This window comes from Pseudobutyrivibrio xylanivorans, assembly GCF_008935055.1.
GTDB classification, from domain to species: Bacteria; Bacillota; Clostridia; order Lachnospirales; family Lachnospiraceae; genus Pseudobutyrivibrio; species Pseudobutyrivibrio xylanivorans_A.
Window position 1 is genome coordinate 2,900,352 of record NZ_CP043028.1, and the last position, 20,597, is coordinate 2,920,948.

A 20,597-nucleotide genomic window follows, 5' to 3' on the forward strand; every position below is an offset into this window, starting at 1 on the left:
AGTCCCACAAAGCCTTATCTTATCGACTCCATGAGACTTGACAAGCTTAGACAAAGTTCACTAATTTATTCTAAAACTCGAGTGCTAATAATTTATAAATTCTTGTTTTTCCTCAGAAAATCAAAAACCTATTAACATTTTAGAATTACTGTGAAACCTAACTTCTTGGATACACTGCTACCACTTTCTTTTTACTTGTAGGGATAGAGGTTATTATCAAAAGTAAGCCTACCAAGAAGATTAAAAATGCCATATACATCATGTAAGAATCATCATCTCCTGTTTTAGGCATATCCTTTGCTGCACTGGCCGTAGAACCTTGGGCGGACTGCACGGCAGGCGCAGGCGCTGCCCCAGCGGGAGCCGACACTGATGTAGCTGCAGCGGATTGTGCTGGCTGAGCAGGTGCGGGTGCACTACTGCTCTGAGAAGAAGATGAGCTACTTTGAAAGCCTGATGAAGGTGCGCCACCGCCTGAAGGCTGTGCACTTCCACTTCCACCGCTATCTCCTGAGCCCCCGCCACTTGAAGGCTGTGTGCCACCTCCACTGTTGCCACCTGAACCTCCACCTGAATCACCAGATTCGCTACTACCATTTGGTGTATAAACTAGAGCATATTCTGAAAAGTGAGTGGTGGTAAACTGAACATACTTCCCCCCATTTACCTCTACTATAGTTGTGTCAAAAGTCTCAAGACTTCCATCAGAATTAATGCCAACGACTTTAATCGTTCCCTTGCTTACATCCATAAGTAATGGAATAGACATCGTTATAGTACAGCTTCCAAAATCACTTACAGCATTTCCAGTACCATCAACCAAAGAAAAATTAACAGGCACTAAATAATCCGAATTGGTAATGGTCAATAATGTTTGAAAGGCAGCTCCATCTGATTCAGAAACCTTCAGCTTGTAGGAGCCATTTCCATTGCTTACATTTGCTGATTGCACAGAAAACGGCTTTTTTATGTAATCCCTATCGTCAGATACTATTACACCCGACTCCCCAGTTCCATCTATAGCAACAAATTTTATTTGAACATCACTTGGATGAGTAGCATTAAAATTAGTCACATATTGTTCTGCTGTACTACCTGTGTATCCAAGAATTGTTAAATCATGGCACCTTCTATGATCATAAAAATCTTCATAAGGATTTATACTCTCATCTTCGAATACCAAATCCTTGTTATTCACAATAATTGACGTTGACCATCTAGTACTATTAGTTGACGCACAATAAAAAGCATTCTTTTTTAATTCTTTCTGAGCCTCTGTCAATGTAATGCTGCTAAATGATTCTAATATAAATGTTTTAGACGGAACTGTAGACATAGCACTAGGAACTGCCACATCACATGGTGTAAAATATGCACCGAGAAAAGCATCCTCTCCAACCTGTTGCAATGAATCTGGAAGTGAAAAATCATATATATCTCTATGCCAAAAAACACGTTCAGCCATACTTGTGATAGTCTCAGGATAACTAATTGTGCTCTTATCGACAGGAACATATAACAATGTGCTTTGCGCTTTGTCGTACACACACCCATCATATGAACTTAAATAAGGATTATTCTCATCAACTATAATATCTTTACAATTAAATGCATCAAATATTCCTGAATAATAACCATCAAAAAACTCCTCACCGCACCATCTTGATAAATTAAATGTAGATGGTAAAAAAATTCGTTCTGTACCATCAGTTGAAATTAAATTTATCTGATAATTACATGATAATGAACCAATCAGCTCCGATACAGTAACAACCCCTTCCGGGATGTGCATGTCACCAGTTATATTTTTTGTATTTGTGAGTAATACCCCATTTTCTACTATAAATTCAGGTTTACTAGATGTACTGTCATTGACTTTCCCGAAAAAGACAACCCCCTTATTGAATATATCATCCTGAACAGTAAACACATCTACATCTAAATCAAATTTTCCGTCAACAATTCTATATTCTCGCGTATATTCATCAATAGCGGCATTATTACTCCTTACAAACATACTTTTATCTTCACCTACTGAGGGAATATCAAATTTACTTGGTACAGGAAGCATAATTCTAGGATACTTCTCCAATCCATAAACTTCATTCCCTGAAGCATCCAACGCCCTTATTTTTATTCCAAAATAGTTGTCATAATATGTGGAAACCCAGGTCTCATCAGGTATTGTATAGTCCTCTATCTCGATGCTAGCTACAGTATAACCTTCTGACACCTCACCATCATAAAATTTCACACTTGCCGTAGCTCCGTCAAATTCAGGAAATGAGCTTTTATTTACTACCTGAATATTTAAAGAATCCGCCTTTACATCCCTTGGCATTATAAGCATGATTACAGAAAGGACTACCAATGAAAATCCTAATATTCTCTTAAGTAATCTTAGTTTTCTCATTTTTCTTCCCTCCCAACTATAACCAGCCTGCCATTTTTCTTTGAATACTCACAGGTGGACAAGGTAACCAGCTTATCTCCCCATGAAGCTGTTACTCCTGTATCATAAAGTGCTATTTCCTTTATACCTTCTATATACTCATCAAAGCTGTGGGTATCATTGATTTGAATATATTCATAGTATTCAAAATCTGTAGTCTCATCATTGTAAACAGATGAGCGAAATACAGCCATTATCTCATAAGTTCGATTTTCATATAATGTTGATATCTCTATCTGAGGATGTGAAATATAATAGTCCTCATCCGTATAATATTTTAAGGTGCCAAACATAGCTCCAGATTTCTTATTGTGACCATGAATTAGCCAATTCACATCATCACCGCTAGGATTACATCTTTTATCCAGAACCAGAAGTCCGTTTTTGTCTTCCTCCTTGCCAAAATTATGAGAAAGATAATAGTCATTATCTCCATCTAAGTACATTATTGGATAACTGATCTCTGTATCCGGAATTGAAAGCCATCCTGCTATATCAGAGTTCTGTTCATAAAGCTCCGCAAATTTAGGGAGTATTTGAGGTTCAGGTTCTACCACAACTTCACTCTTTGCATTTTCTATATCATATGCCATTTTTTCAATGGCTTGCTCCATTTCCGCTATTTGTGTTTGAAGATCTTCAACCTCCTTTTTATGAACATATACTTTGTATCCTCTATAGCCCAGAGTCCCCACCATTACAAGTAGTCCTAAACATACCGGAAAAAGCAAAAACCTAATCAGACGTTTACGTCTCTTTGATAAAATATACCTTTTTTCATAATGAATAGCTGGTTGCGTATTATTCACTGTAATATCCTCAACATGCTGTTCAATAAACCCCATAAGTCATAAAGTTTATTAGGCGTTTGCAAAACGCCACAAGCCGCGTAAATGCGGCATTTTTTGTTAACTAAAAAAGAATAACTCCTCACTGATATGGTACAATAGAATTGACGAGAAACCACTGTACTAACCAAGGAAGGAGTTATTCTGATATATATGATACCATATAAACAGCTTTCTTTGGCTGATATTTATTCAGACTGCCAAGATAAACTTGAAAATGACAAGCCTGCGTTTCTGGCTCTATTAGAAACCTATATCAATCTTGATGAAATTATCCCGATTTCTTTCAGAAATCATTTCTATGCATCAACGGGCAGAACCCGTAAATACCCTTTGCAAGCGCTACTTTGGGCGCTTATTATTCAGCGGATTTTTTCTATTCCAACTGACCAGCTCTTACTGACTTTTCTTAGCTATTCAAAACCACTTAGAGAATTCTGTGGTTTCACAAAAGTTCCAGATGCTTCCAAAATAACTCGTTTTAAACAAGACTTTCTCAATGATTTGCAACTCGTCTTCGATAATCTCGTTGATGTTACAGAGCCTATCTGTCAGGCCATAGATGCTGCTAAAGCTGACATGACAATATTTGACTCATCTGGCATTGAAGCTTTTGTTACTGAAAGCAATCCCAAGTATGCCAACCGTATAGTTAAGCAGTTAAAAGCTTATGCTAAAAATAATGGCTTCGATAAAGGTTATGATCCATACAAAGCAGCCTACGGTTCAATGCCTAGTCATGCATCTGCTAATCCATAAATAAAACAACTATATATAAATGGTCATTTCTGTTATGTTTTCAAGTTTGGAATTGTGACGAACGGTTTAGGTATTGTTCGCCATATTTCCTTCTATAACAAAGATTTCATGGCATCTCATCCTGAGATAATCGTCGAGAAGAAATCAGATTCTCCTGACGAAGATAAATGTGTTCACGATGCGAAACTTTTAATCCCAACACTTAAGGATTTCTTTGATAAGCACCCTTTGATTAACCCAAAGACTTTTCTTGGAGATGCTGCATTTGATTCAGCGCTCCTATACAAAGAGTTACTAACTGGCAATACCTTTGGCAAAGATGCTCATTTCTCAAAAGCATATATTCCACTGAATGCGAGGTCAGGAATCAAAAATCCTGATTGTAAAATAAATGTAGATGGAATACCTTGTTGCCCTAATGATGATAGTCTTCCAATGAAATTTGAAAGTTCATCAACCAGAAAGAATGGGCTTGTTCGATTCAAGTTTGTATGCCCAAAAATCAAATATGTCTATGATAAAAACACAAAGAAATCGCATCGCAAATGCCTATGTGATAATCCATGTACATCATCCTCTTGCGGTCGAATGATTCATATCTATCCCGAAAAAGATCTTAGAGCTTATCCAGGAGCTATTCGTGGAACCCAAGAATGGGAATCAACTTATAAAATTAGGACCGCGGTTGAGCGAGACATTAATCACATCAAAGAAAACCTTTGCCTTGCTGGACGCAGAACTCAAAACGAAAAAACTCTTCATGCTGATCTGATACTTGCTGGAATAACTCAGCTTGTAACTGTCATTTTGGCTGATAAAATTAACCACCATGAATTTGTCCGTAGCCTGAAACCTTTAATCGCTTAGGACTTACCAACTTCATAAGTCAGGCTTATTTAGTGCGCCTAAAATTATCTTTCAAAAGTAATTCCGCGCCTATGCGCGAAATATCCGATTTTATAATCAAGATTGCGGACGAGCGTCAGCGAGTTTCGCAATTACCTATTATTTAAAAATTATACCATAGTGCCTAACTATGTGTGGTAAAATAATTGTGAACAATTGTTACTATTCCATTATGAATGTGGGTGGAGTTACTGTGAATAGTAACTTATCTATAGTTGGGGAGGCTGTGAGTTCTATGAGATTTCTTATCTTTGAAATGAAAACAGTATGCTACAATTCATATCTTTATTTTGGTGACTCTCTTGGTGAGGCTCTTACAAAGCTTGGCCACCAGGTGGAATATTTCAAGGTTGATGAAGATGCTCTAGATGATTTAGAGCAATATATTGGCAAAAGCTACGATGCTCTCATAGATTTCAATTCTGACCTACCTCGGGCACTTATGGATGACGATTCTTACTTCTTAGACCATGTGGATGCACCATTTTTTGATGTAATTTTAGATCATCCACTATATCATCATGATACGCTTAAGCATAAGCTCAATAATTTTCATGTAGTATGCCTTGATTCACTCCACAAGGCTTATATCGAAAAATACTATCCACACATTAAATCTGTAACTGTAACCCCTATGACTGGCGAGCTTGCCTTTGGTCATGATTCAATTGACTGGGACAATTGGGAATTGCGACCTTATGATATTCTCTTTTCTGGCACCTATACTGACCCTGTCAGAATCGAAACAGCCATTAATAAAATGCCAGAAATAATCTCAGAAAACGTATATACGTTAATTGATATGATGAAAGCAGATAGCACTATGACCATAGAGGCTGCCGTAGATATTCTTGTGGAAAACGAATTCTATGAATACATCAATTCAGATAAGCCATTACACACCCAGACCTTTTATTTGGCTGATACGTATATACGCTGTCTAAATAGAAAGAAGCTTGTGCAGGCACTGGATAGAACCGGATATGAATTCCATTTATTTGGTGCATTGTGGGAAGAACTAAACCTAAAACACGCCGAGCTTCACAGAGAAATACCATTCAATCTCACCTTTACCGTATTTGCGAAGTCAAAAATCAGTGTAAATATTATGCCAAACTTTAAAGCAGGAAGCCACGACCGTGTCTTCTCAGGTCAGTTAAATGGAGCTGTTTCTCTTACAGACTCTACTACGCTCTTACAAAGCGAATATAAAGATAATCAAAGCATCCTATTTTACAGCTTAGATGACATTGATGCCGTAACTGAAAAGGTAAACTCTGCCCTTTCAGACCCTTCTAATCTCAAAAAAATAGCCCAGGCAGGCTACGACATAGCGTCGATAAACCATACCTGGGATAATATTGCACATAAAATATTATTCACAATTAAGAATTAATCTATATTCTGCATTTCCTGATAAAAATTGAAGTAATCCTTACGACCCTGTTTCGTAAATTCAATAGCTGTACGTGGGTGCTGGTTCAAAAGGCCTGTTGCAAGGTACTGCATATCGTAGCCCCAAACAACTCCCTGTTCCTTAAGCGGAAGCATATAGTCTTCTACGAACTTAATTGCATAGCGCTCTTTATATTTTGGATTCTTGAGGAAGCCAAGTAAAAGCTCCATGGCACAGTTTCCAGCGCCACGTCCCATAGAACAATATGTTCCGTCAAGGTAATCAACATCATCACCAACAGCCTCTATAGTATTTGCGAATGCAAGCTTCTGATTGTCGTGAGCATGCATACCAACCTTCTTACCATATTTAGCGGCTGCGTTGCAGTAAACATCTGCGATACGCTCAATCTGTTCTGGATAGAGTGAACCGTAGCTATCTACAATATAAATGCAGGAAATTGGAGTCTGGCAAACAATATCAAGAGCAGCCTTTACATCCTCCATTGATGCAGTAGAGATAGCCATAATATTACAGGTTGTCTCGTAGCCCTTCTTGTCAGCATCTTCTATCATTTCGATAGCACCTGGTAACTGGTGAAGATAGGTTGCCACACGAATCAAATCAACAGGGCTTTCAGCCTTTGGGTGAATATCCTCCTTGTAGTTGCAACGGCCAACATCAGCCATGATAGCAAGCTTTAAGTCAGTATTATTATCTCCAACTATTTTTCTAATATAGTCATCAGATGAAAACTTCCATGGTCCAAACTTCGACTCATCGAACTGCTCCTTATCAGCACGATAGCCCATTTCCATGTAGTCAACTCCCGCCTTAACATTAGTCAAATAAAGAGCCTTTGCAAACTCATCAGTGAAATAGAAATCATTTACAAGACCTCCATCTCTCAAAGTTGCATCAACTACACGTACGCTTTCTCGCACAGCAAGAAGCTTTGAAACCTCTTTCATCTTTCGTATCCTCCTAAGTATGTCGTTCTGCTTTAGCAATTAAAAGTGGTAAAGTAATTATAATCGTACAACAACGCAAAGTCAAGGCAGCGTAAATTTGTACTCGGAAATCACAGAAAAGACTATCCCTGTGTTTTTGTGACAAGAATTAGATTTGTGATTATCTTACTATTTTTCTATTCTAAAAGGAAGCCCTGCTCCGCAGCCCTCTGATTTTGGTTTAAAAGCCGTACTTTTTTGTACGACAATTAATCCTTCGTTTGCTTGTTGATATTTTATCTGCCTTGAAATGGGTGTCAAGGACTTCAGCCTTCGGTGCGTAGCATCCTTGACTCCCATTTCTGGGCAGATACACTGTAAATCAAGCAAATGAAAGATTAGGTTTGTGCGAAGCACGTTTATTAAAGGCAACACCGTCAGGTGTTGTTTCCTTTTTACAGCTTTCCATTCAACATAAACAATAGCTGCTTACTATTTTGAACACTCATGCTTGAATGAATTGCCTCTGAATATTTACCGTATTCTCGCAATAGCTGACTTCTCTTGTTTTTTTCTGATGCCAGGACATCATTAGCAGTCAATATAACTTCTTTTGCCCCCGCTGCCATCGGCAGTTCTTCTTTTTGGAATTTTGCAAGTTCAAGCATGTCTTCATCGTTATAATAATACTCACGCAGACGAGCCATCTGATTTGCTCCATGTTTACTCCAACCCATCGCTTGCGTACTCATTCTACTAGATAACACATGATATACATGCCCTTCTGCCGAACAAGCCAACACTCCTTCATGTTTTCTTAAGCGATATTTAGCTGCCATCCAATTTGAACTTATGTAATCAGCTGATGCCGATATTTTTGCAAGTATATTTTCTGAGGAAGTGTATTCTTTTAATCTATCAACCAGTTTTAGAAAATCAGCATTTGTTTTGCTTCTTATCGTTTTATATATTTCAATCCTTACATCATCTTTAGAATCCTTCATGTGTGAAATCATTCTAGAAACATGCTCTGATATATGAAATTCATCTAATACAAATGTTACATTGGCTAAACCTCTATATCCAGTTTTTATCCATGCTCCTCCGTCAGCATTTATATATATTTTCTTTATTTTTTCTACATCATATGTTGCCTCTACATAATCAAAAACTTCCTTCCATAACTCTTTATTGTCCTGTTCATCTCCACGACAAAAATAGTGTGTTCCAACAAGTCTATTTCGTTTACTTCTCGGTGCTTCAGGCTCTATTCCTTCAAATACGTAGATAATCTTATTAATAGAACCATTTAGCTTTCTGCCATAATCGTTGTACTCCAAATCACCACGCACATCCTTAAACTGGAGATGATAGTGATCCTCATCTGCATCTATATATAAATAATCCACTTCCTTTTTAATTTCGGGAATCTGGAAATTCTTTGGGAATTTTGTTTTATGAAGCAGATTTTTTACAGTTGTTTTAGTAACCCCTTCAGGAATAGATGCTACCTCACCAGCCTTCCGATATGAAGTCTGAACAGCTTCACTATAAATGTTCGCCATAACGTCTTCTGTCATCTGCTGATTATCGCCTAGACCAATCAACTTATCTAACAGATAGCATAATTCTTCCTTCTCATCTGAATTAGTGTTCTTTGAAACGTATAGTGCTCTTGTAAAAGTAACTCTTCCAAGAGTTGTAAGAACCTGTCTCGCATCAGCTTTATGTTCAACATTCCATAGGCGTTTTCTCTTTGGTAATTCCTTTAGAAGTATATCCATTTCCTGCAACACAGATTGAATAAATAATCGTCCTAACTCATCTGTTTCCTTCTTAGTTGCAATGACCAATTCAGCTAAAGACTGTGGATTCTTATAAAAATCAATCTTAGCATCATATAAATTTGTGATGAAAACATCTGCGAAATACTTTATAATTTCTTCCATAAAAAGAACATCCTCCCTTGTTTTATTGTTTTCGCAAATCAATAATTTATCACAAAAGAGGATGTTCTTTTTTTATTTGTTTAATTTTCCGATAAAAATTTTACTCTAGCCAAAGTCAATCGATTAACCAAAGCGTAGCCATAAACTAAGCCACAAGTAACTATCAATCCCTCTTGTAGGTATCAAGCTCTTTGGTTTCTCAGTGAGACATGTAGTCGAACAGAGAAACCTAAGGCTTGTAGCCGTAACAAGAGTCTTAATACCTAGGATTGAGAGTGTAACTTGCGACGTAAATTTATGACTTCTTGATTTTCTGAGGAAAATCAAAAACCTATACTATCTCGAATTTCTGAGTTGATGCATTGAGCTGCTTTGTAACTTCATTGTTTTGATCCATAGCCTCTGTAATGCCTTGGATTTCCCCAACAATCTCAGTTGCTGAAGCTGCACTCATTCCAATCGCACTTGAGCTTTCCTGTACAGAACTTGAAATGCTCTCAATTCTGTCAGCCATCTCATTCATTACAAAATTGAGATTATCAGCCTTCTCAGAGAAGGTTCCAAGCATCTCCTCTATCATTGTAGCAGTGTTCTCATACTTAACACCAGTGTCAACAAAGGCATCGTAGTCAGCCAATACATTTTCATTAATGAAGTCAATAACCTGAATAGCGTTATCCGAAAGGGACTTAACTGCAGCAGTAACCTTAGAAGAAATCTCCTGAATGTTACCAGCTGTATCGCGGGAATTTGCTGCAAGAGCACTAATCTCATCTGCAACTACAGCGAAGCCCTTACCAGCTTCACCTGCACGAGCGGCCTCGATTGAAGCATTAAGCGCAAGAAGATTTGTCTGGCTGGCAATATCAAGAATTTCATTTGTAAGGTCGCCAATCTGATTAACCTGTTCAGATTCCTTAACAGAAACTTCAAGAACCTTCGACAGCTCTTCCATCTTCTTTCCAGTATTATCTTTCTTACTGTTGGCTTCCTTCTTAATTGAATCAGCCGCATCTTTGATTTCATTAGCCTTTTCAGCACCTGCTTTAGCCTCTGCGTCAATTGCATTTGTTGCCTCTCGAACCTGAAGAACCTTATCATTCAAATCCTCTGCTGTTGCAGATACACTTTCCATAGATGCTGCCAGCTCTTCCATTGCTGCAGATGTATTTGTTACATTATCACTAGCACTTTGGATCTTTACAATAACACTATCTGCAGATGATGTAAGAACTGTTGCTCCATCCTTAACATCTCTGATTACACCCTGCAATGTTCCTAAGAACTGATTGATACAATCAGATATAAGTGCAAGCTCTGTTTTTGTTTTTGTGTTTATTCGGGCAGTTAAATCGCCCTTGCCCTTATTGATATTATTAATGATAGCTTGTAATTCATATGAAATACCAAGTATAGTCTTATTAATTCTAACAAATGAAAGTACAAAGCTAAGTATAATCAAGACAACAACCATCGCCATGACTATATATCCCTTTACAGAAACCTGGGCAATGTACCTATCCAAATAAGCGCTAAAGCCCACGCTTAGAGAATTAATTCCCTCATCAATAGCATCTAAAGCATCATATGTTGCAACAAGGCCTGTTCCGTAATCACCAGTTACACAGCCAATTGCTCCCGTAAAATCACCTGATATGATAAAGTTTTCCACAGCACCAGCTGCAGCAACTAATGCCTCTGCGCTAGCTCTGAGATTATCAACTCTCTCCTGCCCATCTGGTAGGTTTCCAACCAGTATACTAGCATCCAAATAATCAAGATGAGAGCCAATATCATTCATATAACCTTCCATCTCCGCAAATTCTTCAGCTGGCATTTCCTTGCCTGCCTCAAGTTGTCCTAATGTACGATTAATTTCAGCTGAAATATGAACTACATCTTGACGTAATGCAGCCGATTCCTGTGCGCAAATAAGTTCCTTTTCACTTGCTACTAAAGCCTGTGACTTTACGCTTTGCATAGCTGAGTTGGAAATCACTGCATATATTATAAATGCCGCAAGTATAGCAACATTTACAATTATGTTTTGAAAAGAAATTGATTGGAAAAAGTTGCCTTTATTATTTTCAACAACCTTTCCAACAGCTTTAAGATTTTCCTTTTGCTCAGCTGTAAGATTTTTATCAAGCCTCTGTTTTATTTTCTCTTGCCTTTCTTCTGTTTCCATTGCGCACCCCCATTTAAATTAATGTTAATGCCTAATAATTCCGTTTAAAAAATTATATACCCATACGTTTTAATTGGTTAAGAGGTGTCACAAAAAATACATATAATGTTTAAAAAATGTACAATTTCTATGGATTTTTATGAGATAAAACATTTGATTAATCTCATTTTAAAAACTAAAAAAGAGCTCTTGGATAAACCAAGAGCTCTAAAATACAATATAACAATGACAGTCGGGCTCATTTAAAGAAATCTCCTTTGGAGATTTGAGCCCTCCAGTACAATTTTGTGAAAGCTTTCAGCTTCCCCAAAAATGTAATTTAAAACTTACCAGCAGTAGCAGCTTCCTCAACTGATACGGCTACAGCAACTGTAGCACCTACCATTGGGTTGTTACCCATACCGATAAGACCCATCATCTCAACGTGTGCAGGAACTGAAGATGAACCAGCGAACTGAGCATCTGAGTGCATACGTCCAAGAGTATCTGTCATACCGTATGAAGCAGGACCTGCTGCCATGTTATCTGGGTGAAGTGTACGTCCTGTACCACCGCCTGAAGCAACTGAGAAGTACTTCTTACCAAGGTCTACGCACTCCTTCTTGTATGTACCAGCTACTGGATGCTGGAAACGTGTAGGGTTTGTAGAGTTACCTGTGATAGAAACACCAACGTTCTCGTGGTGCATAATAGCAACACCTTCCTGAACATCATCAGCGCCATAGCACTTAACTGTTGCACGAAGACCATTTGAGTATGCCTTCTCAGAAACGATGTTAAGCTTTGCTTCCTTGTAATCGTACTTTGTCTCAACAAATGTGAAACCATTGATACGAGAAATAATCTGTGCAGCATCCTTACCAAGACCGTTAAGGATAACACGAAGAGGCTTCTGACGAACCTTGTTAGCCTTCTCAGCGATACCGATAGCGCCCTCAGCTGCAGCGAATGACTCGTGACCTGCGAGGAAGCAGAAGCACTCTGTCTCCTCCTCGAGGAGCATCTTTCCAAGGTTACCATGTCCAAGACCTACCTTACGGTGATCAGCAACAGAACCTGGAATACAGAAAGCCTGAAGACCCTCTCCGATTGCAGCAGCTGCATCAGCAGCCTTACGGCAATCCTTCTTAATAGCGATTGCAGCACCTACAGTGTAAGCCCAGCAAGCGTTCTCGAAGCAGATAGGCTGAATCTTCTTTACCTGCTCGTATACATCAAGACCTGCATCCTTTGTAATCTTCTCAGCTTCTTCGATTGAGCTGATACCATACTTATTAAGGACAGCATTGATCTGATCAATTCTTCTTTCGTATGATTCAAATAAAGCCATTTTAGTTTCTCCTTTCCTATATTATTCCTGACGTGGATCGATAATCTTAACAGCATCGTCAACACGACCGTACTGGCCCTTTGCCTTCTCCCATGCTGTGTTAGGATCATCACCCTTCTTAATGAAGTCTGTCATCTTTCCAAGAGAAACAAACTGGTAACCGATAACTTCGTTATCAGCATCAAGTGCGATACCTGTTACATAGCCTTCAGCCATCTCAAGGTAACGAACACCCTTTTCCTTTGTTGCGTACATTGTACCAACCTGTGAACGAAGACCCTTTCCAAGATCCTCAAGACCAGCACCAACTGCAAGTCCGTCATCAGAGAATGCAGACTGTGTACGTCCGTAAACGATCTGAAGGAAAAGCTCTCTCATAGCTGTGTTGATAGCATCACAAACAAGGTCTGTATTAAGAGCCTCAAGGATTGTCTTACCCTGAAGGATCTCTGCTGCCATAGCAGCTGAATGTGTCATACCTGAGCAACCAATTGTCTCAACAAGAGCTTCCTCAATAACACCATTCTTAACATTTAAAGATAATTTGCAGGCACCCTGCTGTGGAGCACACCAGCCAACACCGTGTGTGAAACCGCTAATATCAGAAATCTGCTTAGCGTGTACCCATTTTCCCTCCTCAGGGATAGGAGCTGGTTCATGCTTTGCGCCCTTTGCTACAGGACACATGTTTTCTACTTCTTTTGTGTAAATCATTGTAGAACTCCTTTCTTCGTTCAATATGATACCATTATGTAAAATACTACATGAATGACATATTTATTAACGCGACATAAGCGCGTTATTGATAATATTTTCTCACTTTCCAAAGATTTAGTAAAGTACTCTTTTGCATTTTTGTTAAAAAAATACCAATTAAAAACATTAAAAAAATCTGGAGCTGCGCCCGCAGCTCCAGAATATGAGTAAAGAAGAAGAAAATGTCAATATAGCAACAGCTAATGTTATACATTATTTTCCCCTTAAAACATGTATATCAAAACCTTTAGTATGTTATATTTATAGAATTAATTTTTCTTAACTATGTTGTCCTGGCTCTTAAAAATACTATCTGCTTCAACAACTCCACGTACTGGTGAAAGTGGATAGATGTTAGAACGTGGACAAACTACTGTACCAGGATTAAGAACTGAGTTGCAACCAACCTCTACATTATCTCCAAGCATAGCGCCAAACTTCTTTAATCCTGTTTCAATTTTCTCTCCATCCCTTGCTTTTACAACTACAAGAGTCTTATCACTCTTTACATTTGAAGTGATTGAGCCAGCACCCATGTGTGACTTGTAGCCAAGGACTGAATCGCCAACATAGTTGTAATGTGGAACCTGAACATTATTAAAAAGAACAACATTCTTAAGCTCTGTCGAATTTCCAACCACACAATTCTTACCAACGATAGCTGAACCTCTGACAAATGCACACTGTCTAACCTCAGCCCCCTCATCAATGATAAGTGGCCCATTTAAGTAGGCAGAGTCAAAAACTGTAGCTGACTTTGCAATCCAAACATCCTCACCACGCTTCTCAAACTTTTCAGGGTCAAGAGTTGGTCCTAGCTTCTTGATGAAATCTGAAATCTCAGGAAGAACTTCCCAAGGATATTCCTTTCCTTCAAACAAATCCTTTGCAATAGTTTCATCTAAATTATACATTGATTTAATTTTAGCCTGTTCCATATTAACCTCCATAATTCTCAAATTCGAATTCTGTACGACAGTCATCATTTAGTTTTAATCTAGCATCAAAATATAAACCTTTTTTGCTCAAAAATCCAGTTATCAAATCGGTTTTCTTTTCATTTATAAGCTTCTTGAACTGATCCTCAGGAATTTCGACTCCTGCCACCTTTCCTAAATAGAAAGGGCAGCTATCCTGATTATCTCTCACATTATTTTGGCATCTGTAGCCAAAGTGATTCTTCAGAATAGGCGAACCACACTTGGGGCACTTAACACCCTTCAGCTCAGTTTCCTTATCTTCAAAAACAAAGGTGATACCTGTTACCTTTCCATCTTCATCCTTGCTTAGGGCAAGCTTTGCATCAAATTTAGTGCCCTTCTTGGATTTGAAGCCTGAGATTGTATCAGTTATTCCACTTCCAAGAAGCTCTTTAATCTGAGCTTCCTTTAGTTTAACTCCGGCAATTTGACCAATATTAAACTTGCAGGAATTTTCAGGATCATCCTTATTATAATTACTGCAGCCATAGCCAAATGGTGTAACAACGATTTTACCGCCACAAACAGGGCAGACAACATCCTTTATCTCTTTTGCTTCAACATTATCGAAGTCAAAGCCAATTTCAGTCTTGCCAGTTTCCTCATTTTTCTTGAGAACGAGACAAGAATCAAATTTCTTACCGGATTTTCCCTTGAAGCCTCGAATTGTTTTGGTGGCTCCATTTGTAAGAAGCTCTTTCACATCTGCGTCTGTTAGCTTCTTTGAAGCAATCTCTCCAATAACAAAACCGCACTTATCCTCTTTATTAAAATATTTCTCACAGGCAAATCCAAAATTCGTTTTGATAATTTTACTACCGCAATCCGGGCAACTTATATCAGGAACATAATTGGCCTCAACATTATCAAAATCGAAAACTACTTCTGTCCTGCCAGTCTCTTCGTTTTTCTTTAGTACTAAAACTGCATCGAACTTCTTGCCAGTCTTCCCTTTAAATCCTCTTAATGTTTCAGATTTTCCTGCTGCTAAAATCTGTGTAGCTACCTGAGGAGAAATATTCTTTCCTGCAATAGTCTTTCCTAAATAAAACTTGCAGGAATTTTCATCTGAAGAACTATAATTTGCACAACCATATCCTGATGCTTTTACTACAATATCTCCACCACAATCTGGGCACTTGCAACCTTCAAGCTTAGTTGCTTCAATTCCATCAAAATCAAACGCAATTACAGTCTTACCGTCTTCATTCTTTTTAAGTCTGAGCTTCGCATCAAATCTCTGATTGTTTTTAGATTTAAATCCTGATATAACTTCCGTTACACCTTGTTCTAAAAGCTGCCTAAATGCATCTTCAGTAATTTTCTTTCCAGCGACCTCACCAATTGAAAAATAACACTGATTTTCTTCCTGGAAACGATGCTCACACGCAAAACCATAGGAAGTAGCAAAAATCCTTCCACCACATGCTGGGCACTTAAGACCTTCAATAAAATCAGTTGGTGTTTCAGAGAAATCAAATGATACATTGAAATCACCATCTTCATTTCTACCAAGCTTAAGAACAGACTTGAAAGGCTTACCAGATTTACTCTTGAAGCCTTCAATCAAATCAGTTTTACCTTCTGACACAAGTTTCCTAAACTGCTCCTCGGGAAGATCAACTCCGGCGATTTGTCCGACACTAAATCTGCATTTAATTTCATCGTTAGTATAGTTGCTACAGCCATATCCAAAGGATGTAGTAGTCAATTCGCCGCCACAGGCAGGACACTTAATTCCGAGAGGTTTCCTTGTAGCCAGTCCCTTGGAATCCTTTCCTGTAAACTGATTAATATTAAGAGCGATAGTCTTTGTTAAATCCTGCTCTATCATATTTTTCGTCTCGCGACGAATATAATCTTCCAATTCTTTACGATAATCTAAAAATTCTACATTACCATTTATAATACCCTCAAGCCCCTTCTCCCAGTTGGCAGTTTGCTCTGGTTTCAATAAAGAAGGCGTTGTAAGAAGAACAACCTCATAAATCATCTCGCCAAGCTTTTCAGGGGTGATGACCTGAGTTTTATTATTCTGATTCAGATATCCAATTCTAACGAGCTTTTCAAGGATTTCTCCTCTAGTGGCAGAAGTTCCGATACCTGTAGTCTTAATCTGCTCTCTCAGCTCCTCATCTTCAATGAGCTTTCCTGCATTTTCCATCGCCAGAATAAGTGAGCCTGATGTATAGCGTTTAGGTGGTGAAGTCTTTCCTTCTTTTAACTCAAAGCCATTTACAGAAATTTCGTCTCCAATGTTTAATGATTCAACCAACTGAACATATTTTTCTTTTGAAAAATCATCCTCAGCTTCCTCACCATCATCCTCGCCATCAGAATTTTCAGCAGACTTTCCTTTAGGTATACCAGCGACTTCAAGATATCCTGGTTTAATTAATAGCTTCGCACCGGCAAAGAACTTTTCACCATTAACCTCCACTGTAAGCTTCGCATTTTTGTACTCAGCTGGAGGATAAAAAATCGAGAGAAATCTTCTTACAATAAGCTCGTATACCTTTTGTGAAAGAGGCGAAAGCCGGTCTATACCATTGCACTGACCAGTAGGAATGATTGCGTAATGATCAGTAACCTTACTATCGTCTGTATAAGAAGTCTTTTCAATCCCAACAAATCGCTGATTTCCAATTATATCCTTAACAAAAACTGCCGTAGGCGCAAAATTCTGCAGCCCATAGAGATTCTTGCGTATCTCCTTTGCAACAGCTGTTGTAAGTACTCTGGCATCTGTACGAGGATATGTGGTATATTTCTTTTCATATAATTCCTGAATTACATCCAAAGTCTGTGCCGGGGAAATCTTAAAACGCTTAGAACACTCCGATTGAAGCTCAGCCAGGTTGAATAAAAGCGGAGCTTTCTTTTTTGAAATGCCACAATCCTTATCAAAAATCTTAGCAGCAGAATTAGTTAATTCATCAATTAACTTCTGCGCAGATTCCTTTGTCTTAAATCCATTTCCCTTGTCACCATATAATAGTGGAGACTCGAAATACTTTGAGCCAGATACAGCTTTCCATTCAGCAGGGAAATTAACATCAGAAAACTTACCCACAACCTTAAAGAACGGATCCTCGTTAAATCCTCGAATCTCACGCTCACGTTCCACAACCATGCCAAGCACACAAGTCATAACACGTCCAATTGCAATTGCTGAATAGCCAGAAGTCGCAGCGGCATCATTAATAAGACGCCCGTATTTAACAGACAAAGCACGGGAAAAATTAATACCAAGGCTGTAGTCCTCAATTGTACGCATGATACCTGAAGCACCAAGCTTGGCGTAATCGCTCATTGGCTTTGCCTCGCGAATTCCACGAAGAATTTCCTCATCAGTCTGGGAGTCAATCCATACTCGTAGCTCCGTCATGCCATCTCGAACACCGCCGTAGTTCCTGATATTTTCTTCGATTGTCTGACCTTCTTTTCCCGAGTCACCCGCCCAATAGACAGTATCAATATCATCTCTGTGAAGAAGTCCATTGACAACCTTATACTGATCGGCTGCACTCTGAACTACACCATATTTATATTCTTCTGGCAAAAATGGAAGATCTTCAAGATTCCATTTCTTGTACTTAATATCGTACTCCTCCGGATAAACCATCTGAACAAGATGACCATAGCACCAGCTAACAACGTATTCATTATTTTCAATATAACCATTCTGATTGCCACTGACCTTAAGCACTCTGGCGAAGTCCCTCGCTACAGATGGTTTCTCAGTAATAATGAGCTTCTTTCCCAAATTTAAAACTCCCTTTAATTTATTAATTTCTCGTATAAATATTGAGAGCCCCCTGCTAATTGCAAGGGGCTCTCAATATTATAACTTTATAATTCAGTCATGTCTACTAAGACAACTGATTTATTTTCTTTTGATAATTCAACCAGCTTTGAATCGAATTTGGTAGCTGAAAAAAGGTAAATTGTATTGGCTGTTATGCGAGCTTTCTTCATAGATTCCAGAAGTTCCTCGTAGCGCGAGTAGCTCATCTGCTTCTCTGCCCAGTTACATATACCAACAACATTTTCACGGTTTGAGCTCTGACCAATCACATCGATAGTGCCCTCTTTTCCAATCCAGGTACCAATTTTTACAAGCTTGATTGGAAGCTGACCAACGACATTTAAAAGATGCAGGTACTCACGACAAACATCTACAAAATATGACTGCAAATATTCGTCAAGGTATGGGGCAATAAACTCATTATAAAATGATTCTGGCTGACGATAGGTCAACTCAGAAAGATGAGGATAAACAAAAGTGAACCAGAAATTAATATATGGGTCAACTATTCGATAGACGCCTTTTTTAGTATTATCCCAGCCACCTGTTTCAAAGGAGACAACCTTATCCACTACATCAAAGGCCGCCAGATTCTTCATGTAAACAGAAATCTTTGCACGGGAGTAACCAGTATCCTCAAACAAATCATTAAGCTTCTCATTGCCGCTTGCAATAGAGCCAAGAATGGTATTGTAGCAGGAAAGCTCTCTAAGCTCTGTAGAAATATATCCCTCTGCTTCCTTATATAAGAAGCCTGTAGAGCTTAAAATATGCTCACATACGTTTGCCTTAATTTGCTTCTTGCCATTCCAACGGTCAACATAATCTGCAACTCCACCAATAATACCATAGGTGCTAACAGACTGAGCCACAGTATAATCAGGGAACGCTCTAACAACATCAAGGAAAGAGAGATTCTCCAGCTTGATAGTCTCGTCAACCGCAGACTTTTGATTTCCAATAATTTCTGGGAAAGTATTCTCAGCCCAAACGATAGATGAGCTGACAATGAGGACCATAACCTTGCCAGGATAAAGCTTTCTATTCTTTAAAGAAACAAGGCTTTGGAAAAGTTCATTTGATTTTTTGATAGAGAATTGTGCCTCATCAATGATAACAATATGCTTCGAACCATCCTTTGATCTAAAATTCTTGAAACACTCCTCAAAAGACTGACCTATCTTGGAATAGCTATAGGTCTCGCGCATTTGCTTGTCAAAATAAGAAAGCTGCTTCGCATCAGAACACTGACGGCTTCGATAATAAAAGTATGACTTTCCTGTAGTAAAAGTGTCCATAAGACTCTCTTTGCCACTGCCAAGTCTGCCATACATAAGAACAATATTACTAACTTCGCTCTGGTAAATAGCCTCTAATCTCTTAAGTTCATTTGTTCTAGTAACCATAACAATCTCCCTAGTCAACATTCTCAACCAATTGTACGGTTATTATCATAACACATTTCACTTTAGCAGACTACACCAAAAAAGTATTTTATTCAAATTTAATTTACTGTGCCGCCTTTTTGATTGCAAAGAATTCTTCAATCTGTCCAACAAGCTTCTGTCTACCGGCACTTTTAAGGATATATCCCTGTGGTTTTAATGCCAAAACTTTGGTCACACTTTCCTTATCATCCTTGCCTGTAAGGAAAATAACAGGGATATCAGCTGTCGTATTCTCGCTTCTGATCATTTCCAATACCTGAGGTCCATTTGTAACAGGCATCTCATAGTCAAGAAGAATCAAATCTGGGATATTCTTGGCAATATAAGTAATTGCCTGCATTCCAGAGCTAACAATTGTGACCTTATATTTATCAGACAGCCATTCCTTGACAGTTCTAAGGAAGGTTGCATCATCGTCAACAAGAAGAATGGACTTCTTTTTGGCATTAGAATCTGATTGTAACCCAACCTCTTCCATCACCGTAGTCATCTTCTTTATATCAAGTGGTCGGGAAAAAACATTTTCAATTACTCCCTCAGGAATAACCTTGTGAAACTCCTGCATTTCCATGCTATCACCAATGACATTAAGTGACTTTTCCTGCTCTATACAGGTGTCCTTCAGATATACAAAGGATTCGGCCACATCCATAATATAATCCCCAAGGTAAATGAGATAGATATTATAATTATCTACCTTATCCTTAAAATCCTTATCCATCGGGTCACAAACAAAAGTCTCAAACCCAACCTGCCTTAAATTCTTCTCGATGGCATCAACCATAAATGTTGAGCCGTGACTGATGATTAATAATTTTTCACTCATA

12 protein-coding genes and 1 pseudogene are annotated in these 20,597 nt (G+C 38.4%); 2 read left to right on the top strand and 11 right to left on the bottom strand.

Translation table 11 applies throughout. The annotated features are described in order from the left end of the window. Window positions 1-157 precede the first annotated feature (157 nt). Window positions 158-2,413, bottom strand: coding sequence for a leucine-rich repeat protein (locus tag FXF36_RS13170; protein ID WP_151624825.1), 2,256 nt, complete (start codon window positions 2,411-2,413; stop codon window positions 158-160). Continuing rightward, window positions 2,410-3,297 (bottom strand): class B sortase, encoded by an 888-nt coding sequence (locus FXF36_RS13175; RefSeq protein WP_151624827.1) that lies wholly within the window; start codon window positions 3,295-3,297, stop codon window positions 2,410-2,412. The genes FXF36_RS13170 and FXF36_RS13175 overlap by 4 nt, the downstream gene beginning before the upstream one ends. Before the next feature lie 156 nt (window positions 3,298-3,453). Between FXF36_RS13175 and FXF36_RS13180 the strand changes: the two are divergent. Then, window positions 3,454-4,831: pseudogene (locus tag FXF36_RS13180) on the top strand (transposase). Between the two features lie 369 nt (window positions 4,832-5,200). Then, window positions 5,201-6,361, top strand: coding sequence for a glycosyltransferase (locus FXF36_RS13185; RefSeq protein ID WP_167511386.1), 1,161 nt, complete (start codon window positions 5,201-5,203; stop codon window positions 6,359-6,361). Here FXF36_RS13185 and FXF36_RS13190 read toward each other — a convergent pair. From FXF36_RS13190 to FXF36_RS13230, 9 genes are all read right to left on the bottom strand, one after another. Then, a complete protein-coding gene (locus FXF36_RS13190) occupies window positions 6,358-7,332 on the bottom strand; it encodes an aldolase catalytic domain-containing protein (RefSeq protein ID WP_090170567.1) in 975 nt (324 codons plus the stop codon). The genes FXF36_RS13185 and FXF36_RS13190 overlap by 4 nt on opposite strands. Window positions 7,333-7,766: 434 nt before the next feature. Further along, window positions 7,767-9,260, bottom strand: coding sequence for an ISLre2 family transposase (locus tag FXF36_RS13195; RefSeq protein ID WP_151622274.1), 1,494 nt, complete (start codon window positions 9,258-9,260; stop codon window positions 7,767-7,769). A gap of 331 nt (window positions 9,261-9,591) precedes the next feature. Then, window positions 9,592-11,448: a methyl-accepting chemotaxis protein gene (locus FXF36_RS13200; protein WP_151624831.1), complete on the bottom strand. Its 1,857-nt coding sequence runs from the start codon at window positions 11,446-11,448 to the stop codon at window positions 9,592-9,594. Between the two features lie 319 nt (window positions 11,449-11,767). Then, the gene (locus FXF36_RS13205) at window positions 11,768-12,778 is read right to left on the bottom strand and encodes a GGGtGRT protein (protein WP_151624832.1); all 1,011 of its coding nucleotides are present in this window, start codon (window positions 12,776-12,778) and stop codon (window positions 11,768-11,770) included. Window positions 12,779-12,799: 21 nt separating this feature from the next. Next, window positions 12,800-13,492, bottom strand: coding sequence for an iron-sulfur cluster assembly scaffold protein (locus tag FXF36_RS13210; RefSeq protein WP_015549537.1), 693 nt, complete (start codon window positions 13,490-13,492; stop codon window positions 12,800-12,802). A 311-nt stretch (window positions 13,493-13,803) separates the two neighbouring features. After that, on the bottom strand, window positions 13,804-14,472 hold the full coding sequence (locus FXF36_RS13215) for an acyltransferase (RefSeq protein ID WP_151624834.1): 669 nt from the start codon (window positions 14,470-14,472) through the stop codon (window positions 13,804-13,806). A gap of 1 nt (window position 14,473) precedes the next feature. After that, window positions 14,474-18,280 carry a type IA DNA topoisomerase gene (locus tag FXF36_RS13220; protein ID WP_151624836.1) on the bottom strand — a complete coding sequence of 1,269 codons (3,807 nt, stop codon included), beginning with the start codon at window positions 18,278-18,280 and terminating at the stop codon, window positions 14,474-14,476. A gap of 86 nt (window positions 18,281-18,366) precedes the next feature. Next, complete coding sequence (locus FXF36_RS13225) at window positions 18,367-19,728, bottom strand: ATP-binding protein (RefSeq protein WP_151624838.1); 1,362 nt, start codon at window positions 19,726-19,728, stop codon at window positions 18,367-18,369. A 103-nt stretch (window positions 19,729-19,831) separates the two neighbouring features. After that, entirely contained in the window at window positions 19,832-20,596 is a 765-nt protein-coding gene (locus tag FXF36_RS13230) for a response regulator (RefSeq protein ID WP_151624840.1), read from the bottom strand. Between the last annotated feature and the right edge of the window lies 1 nt (window position 20,597).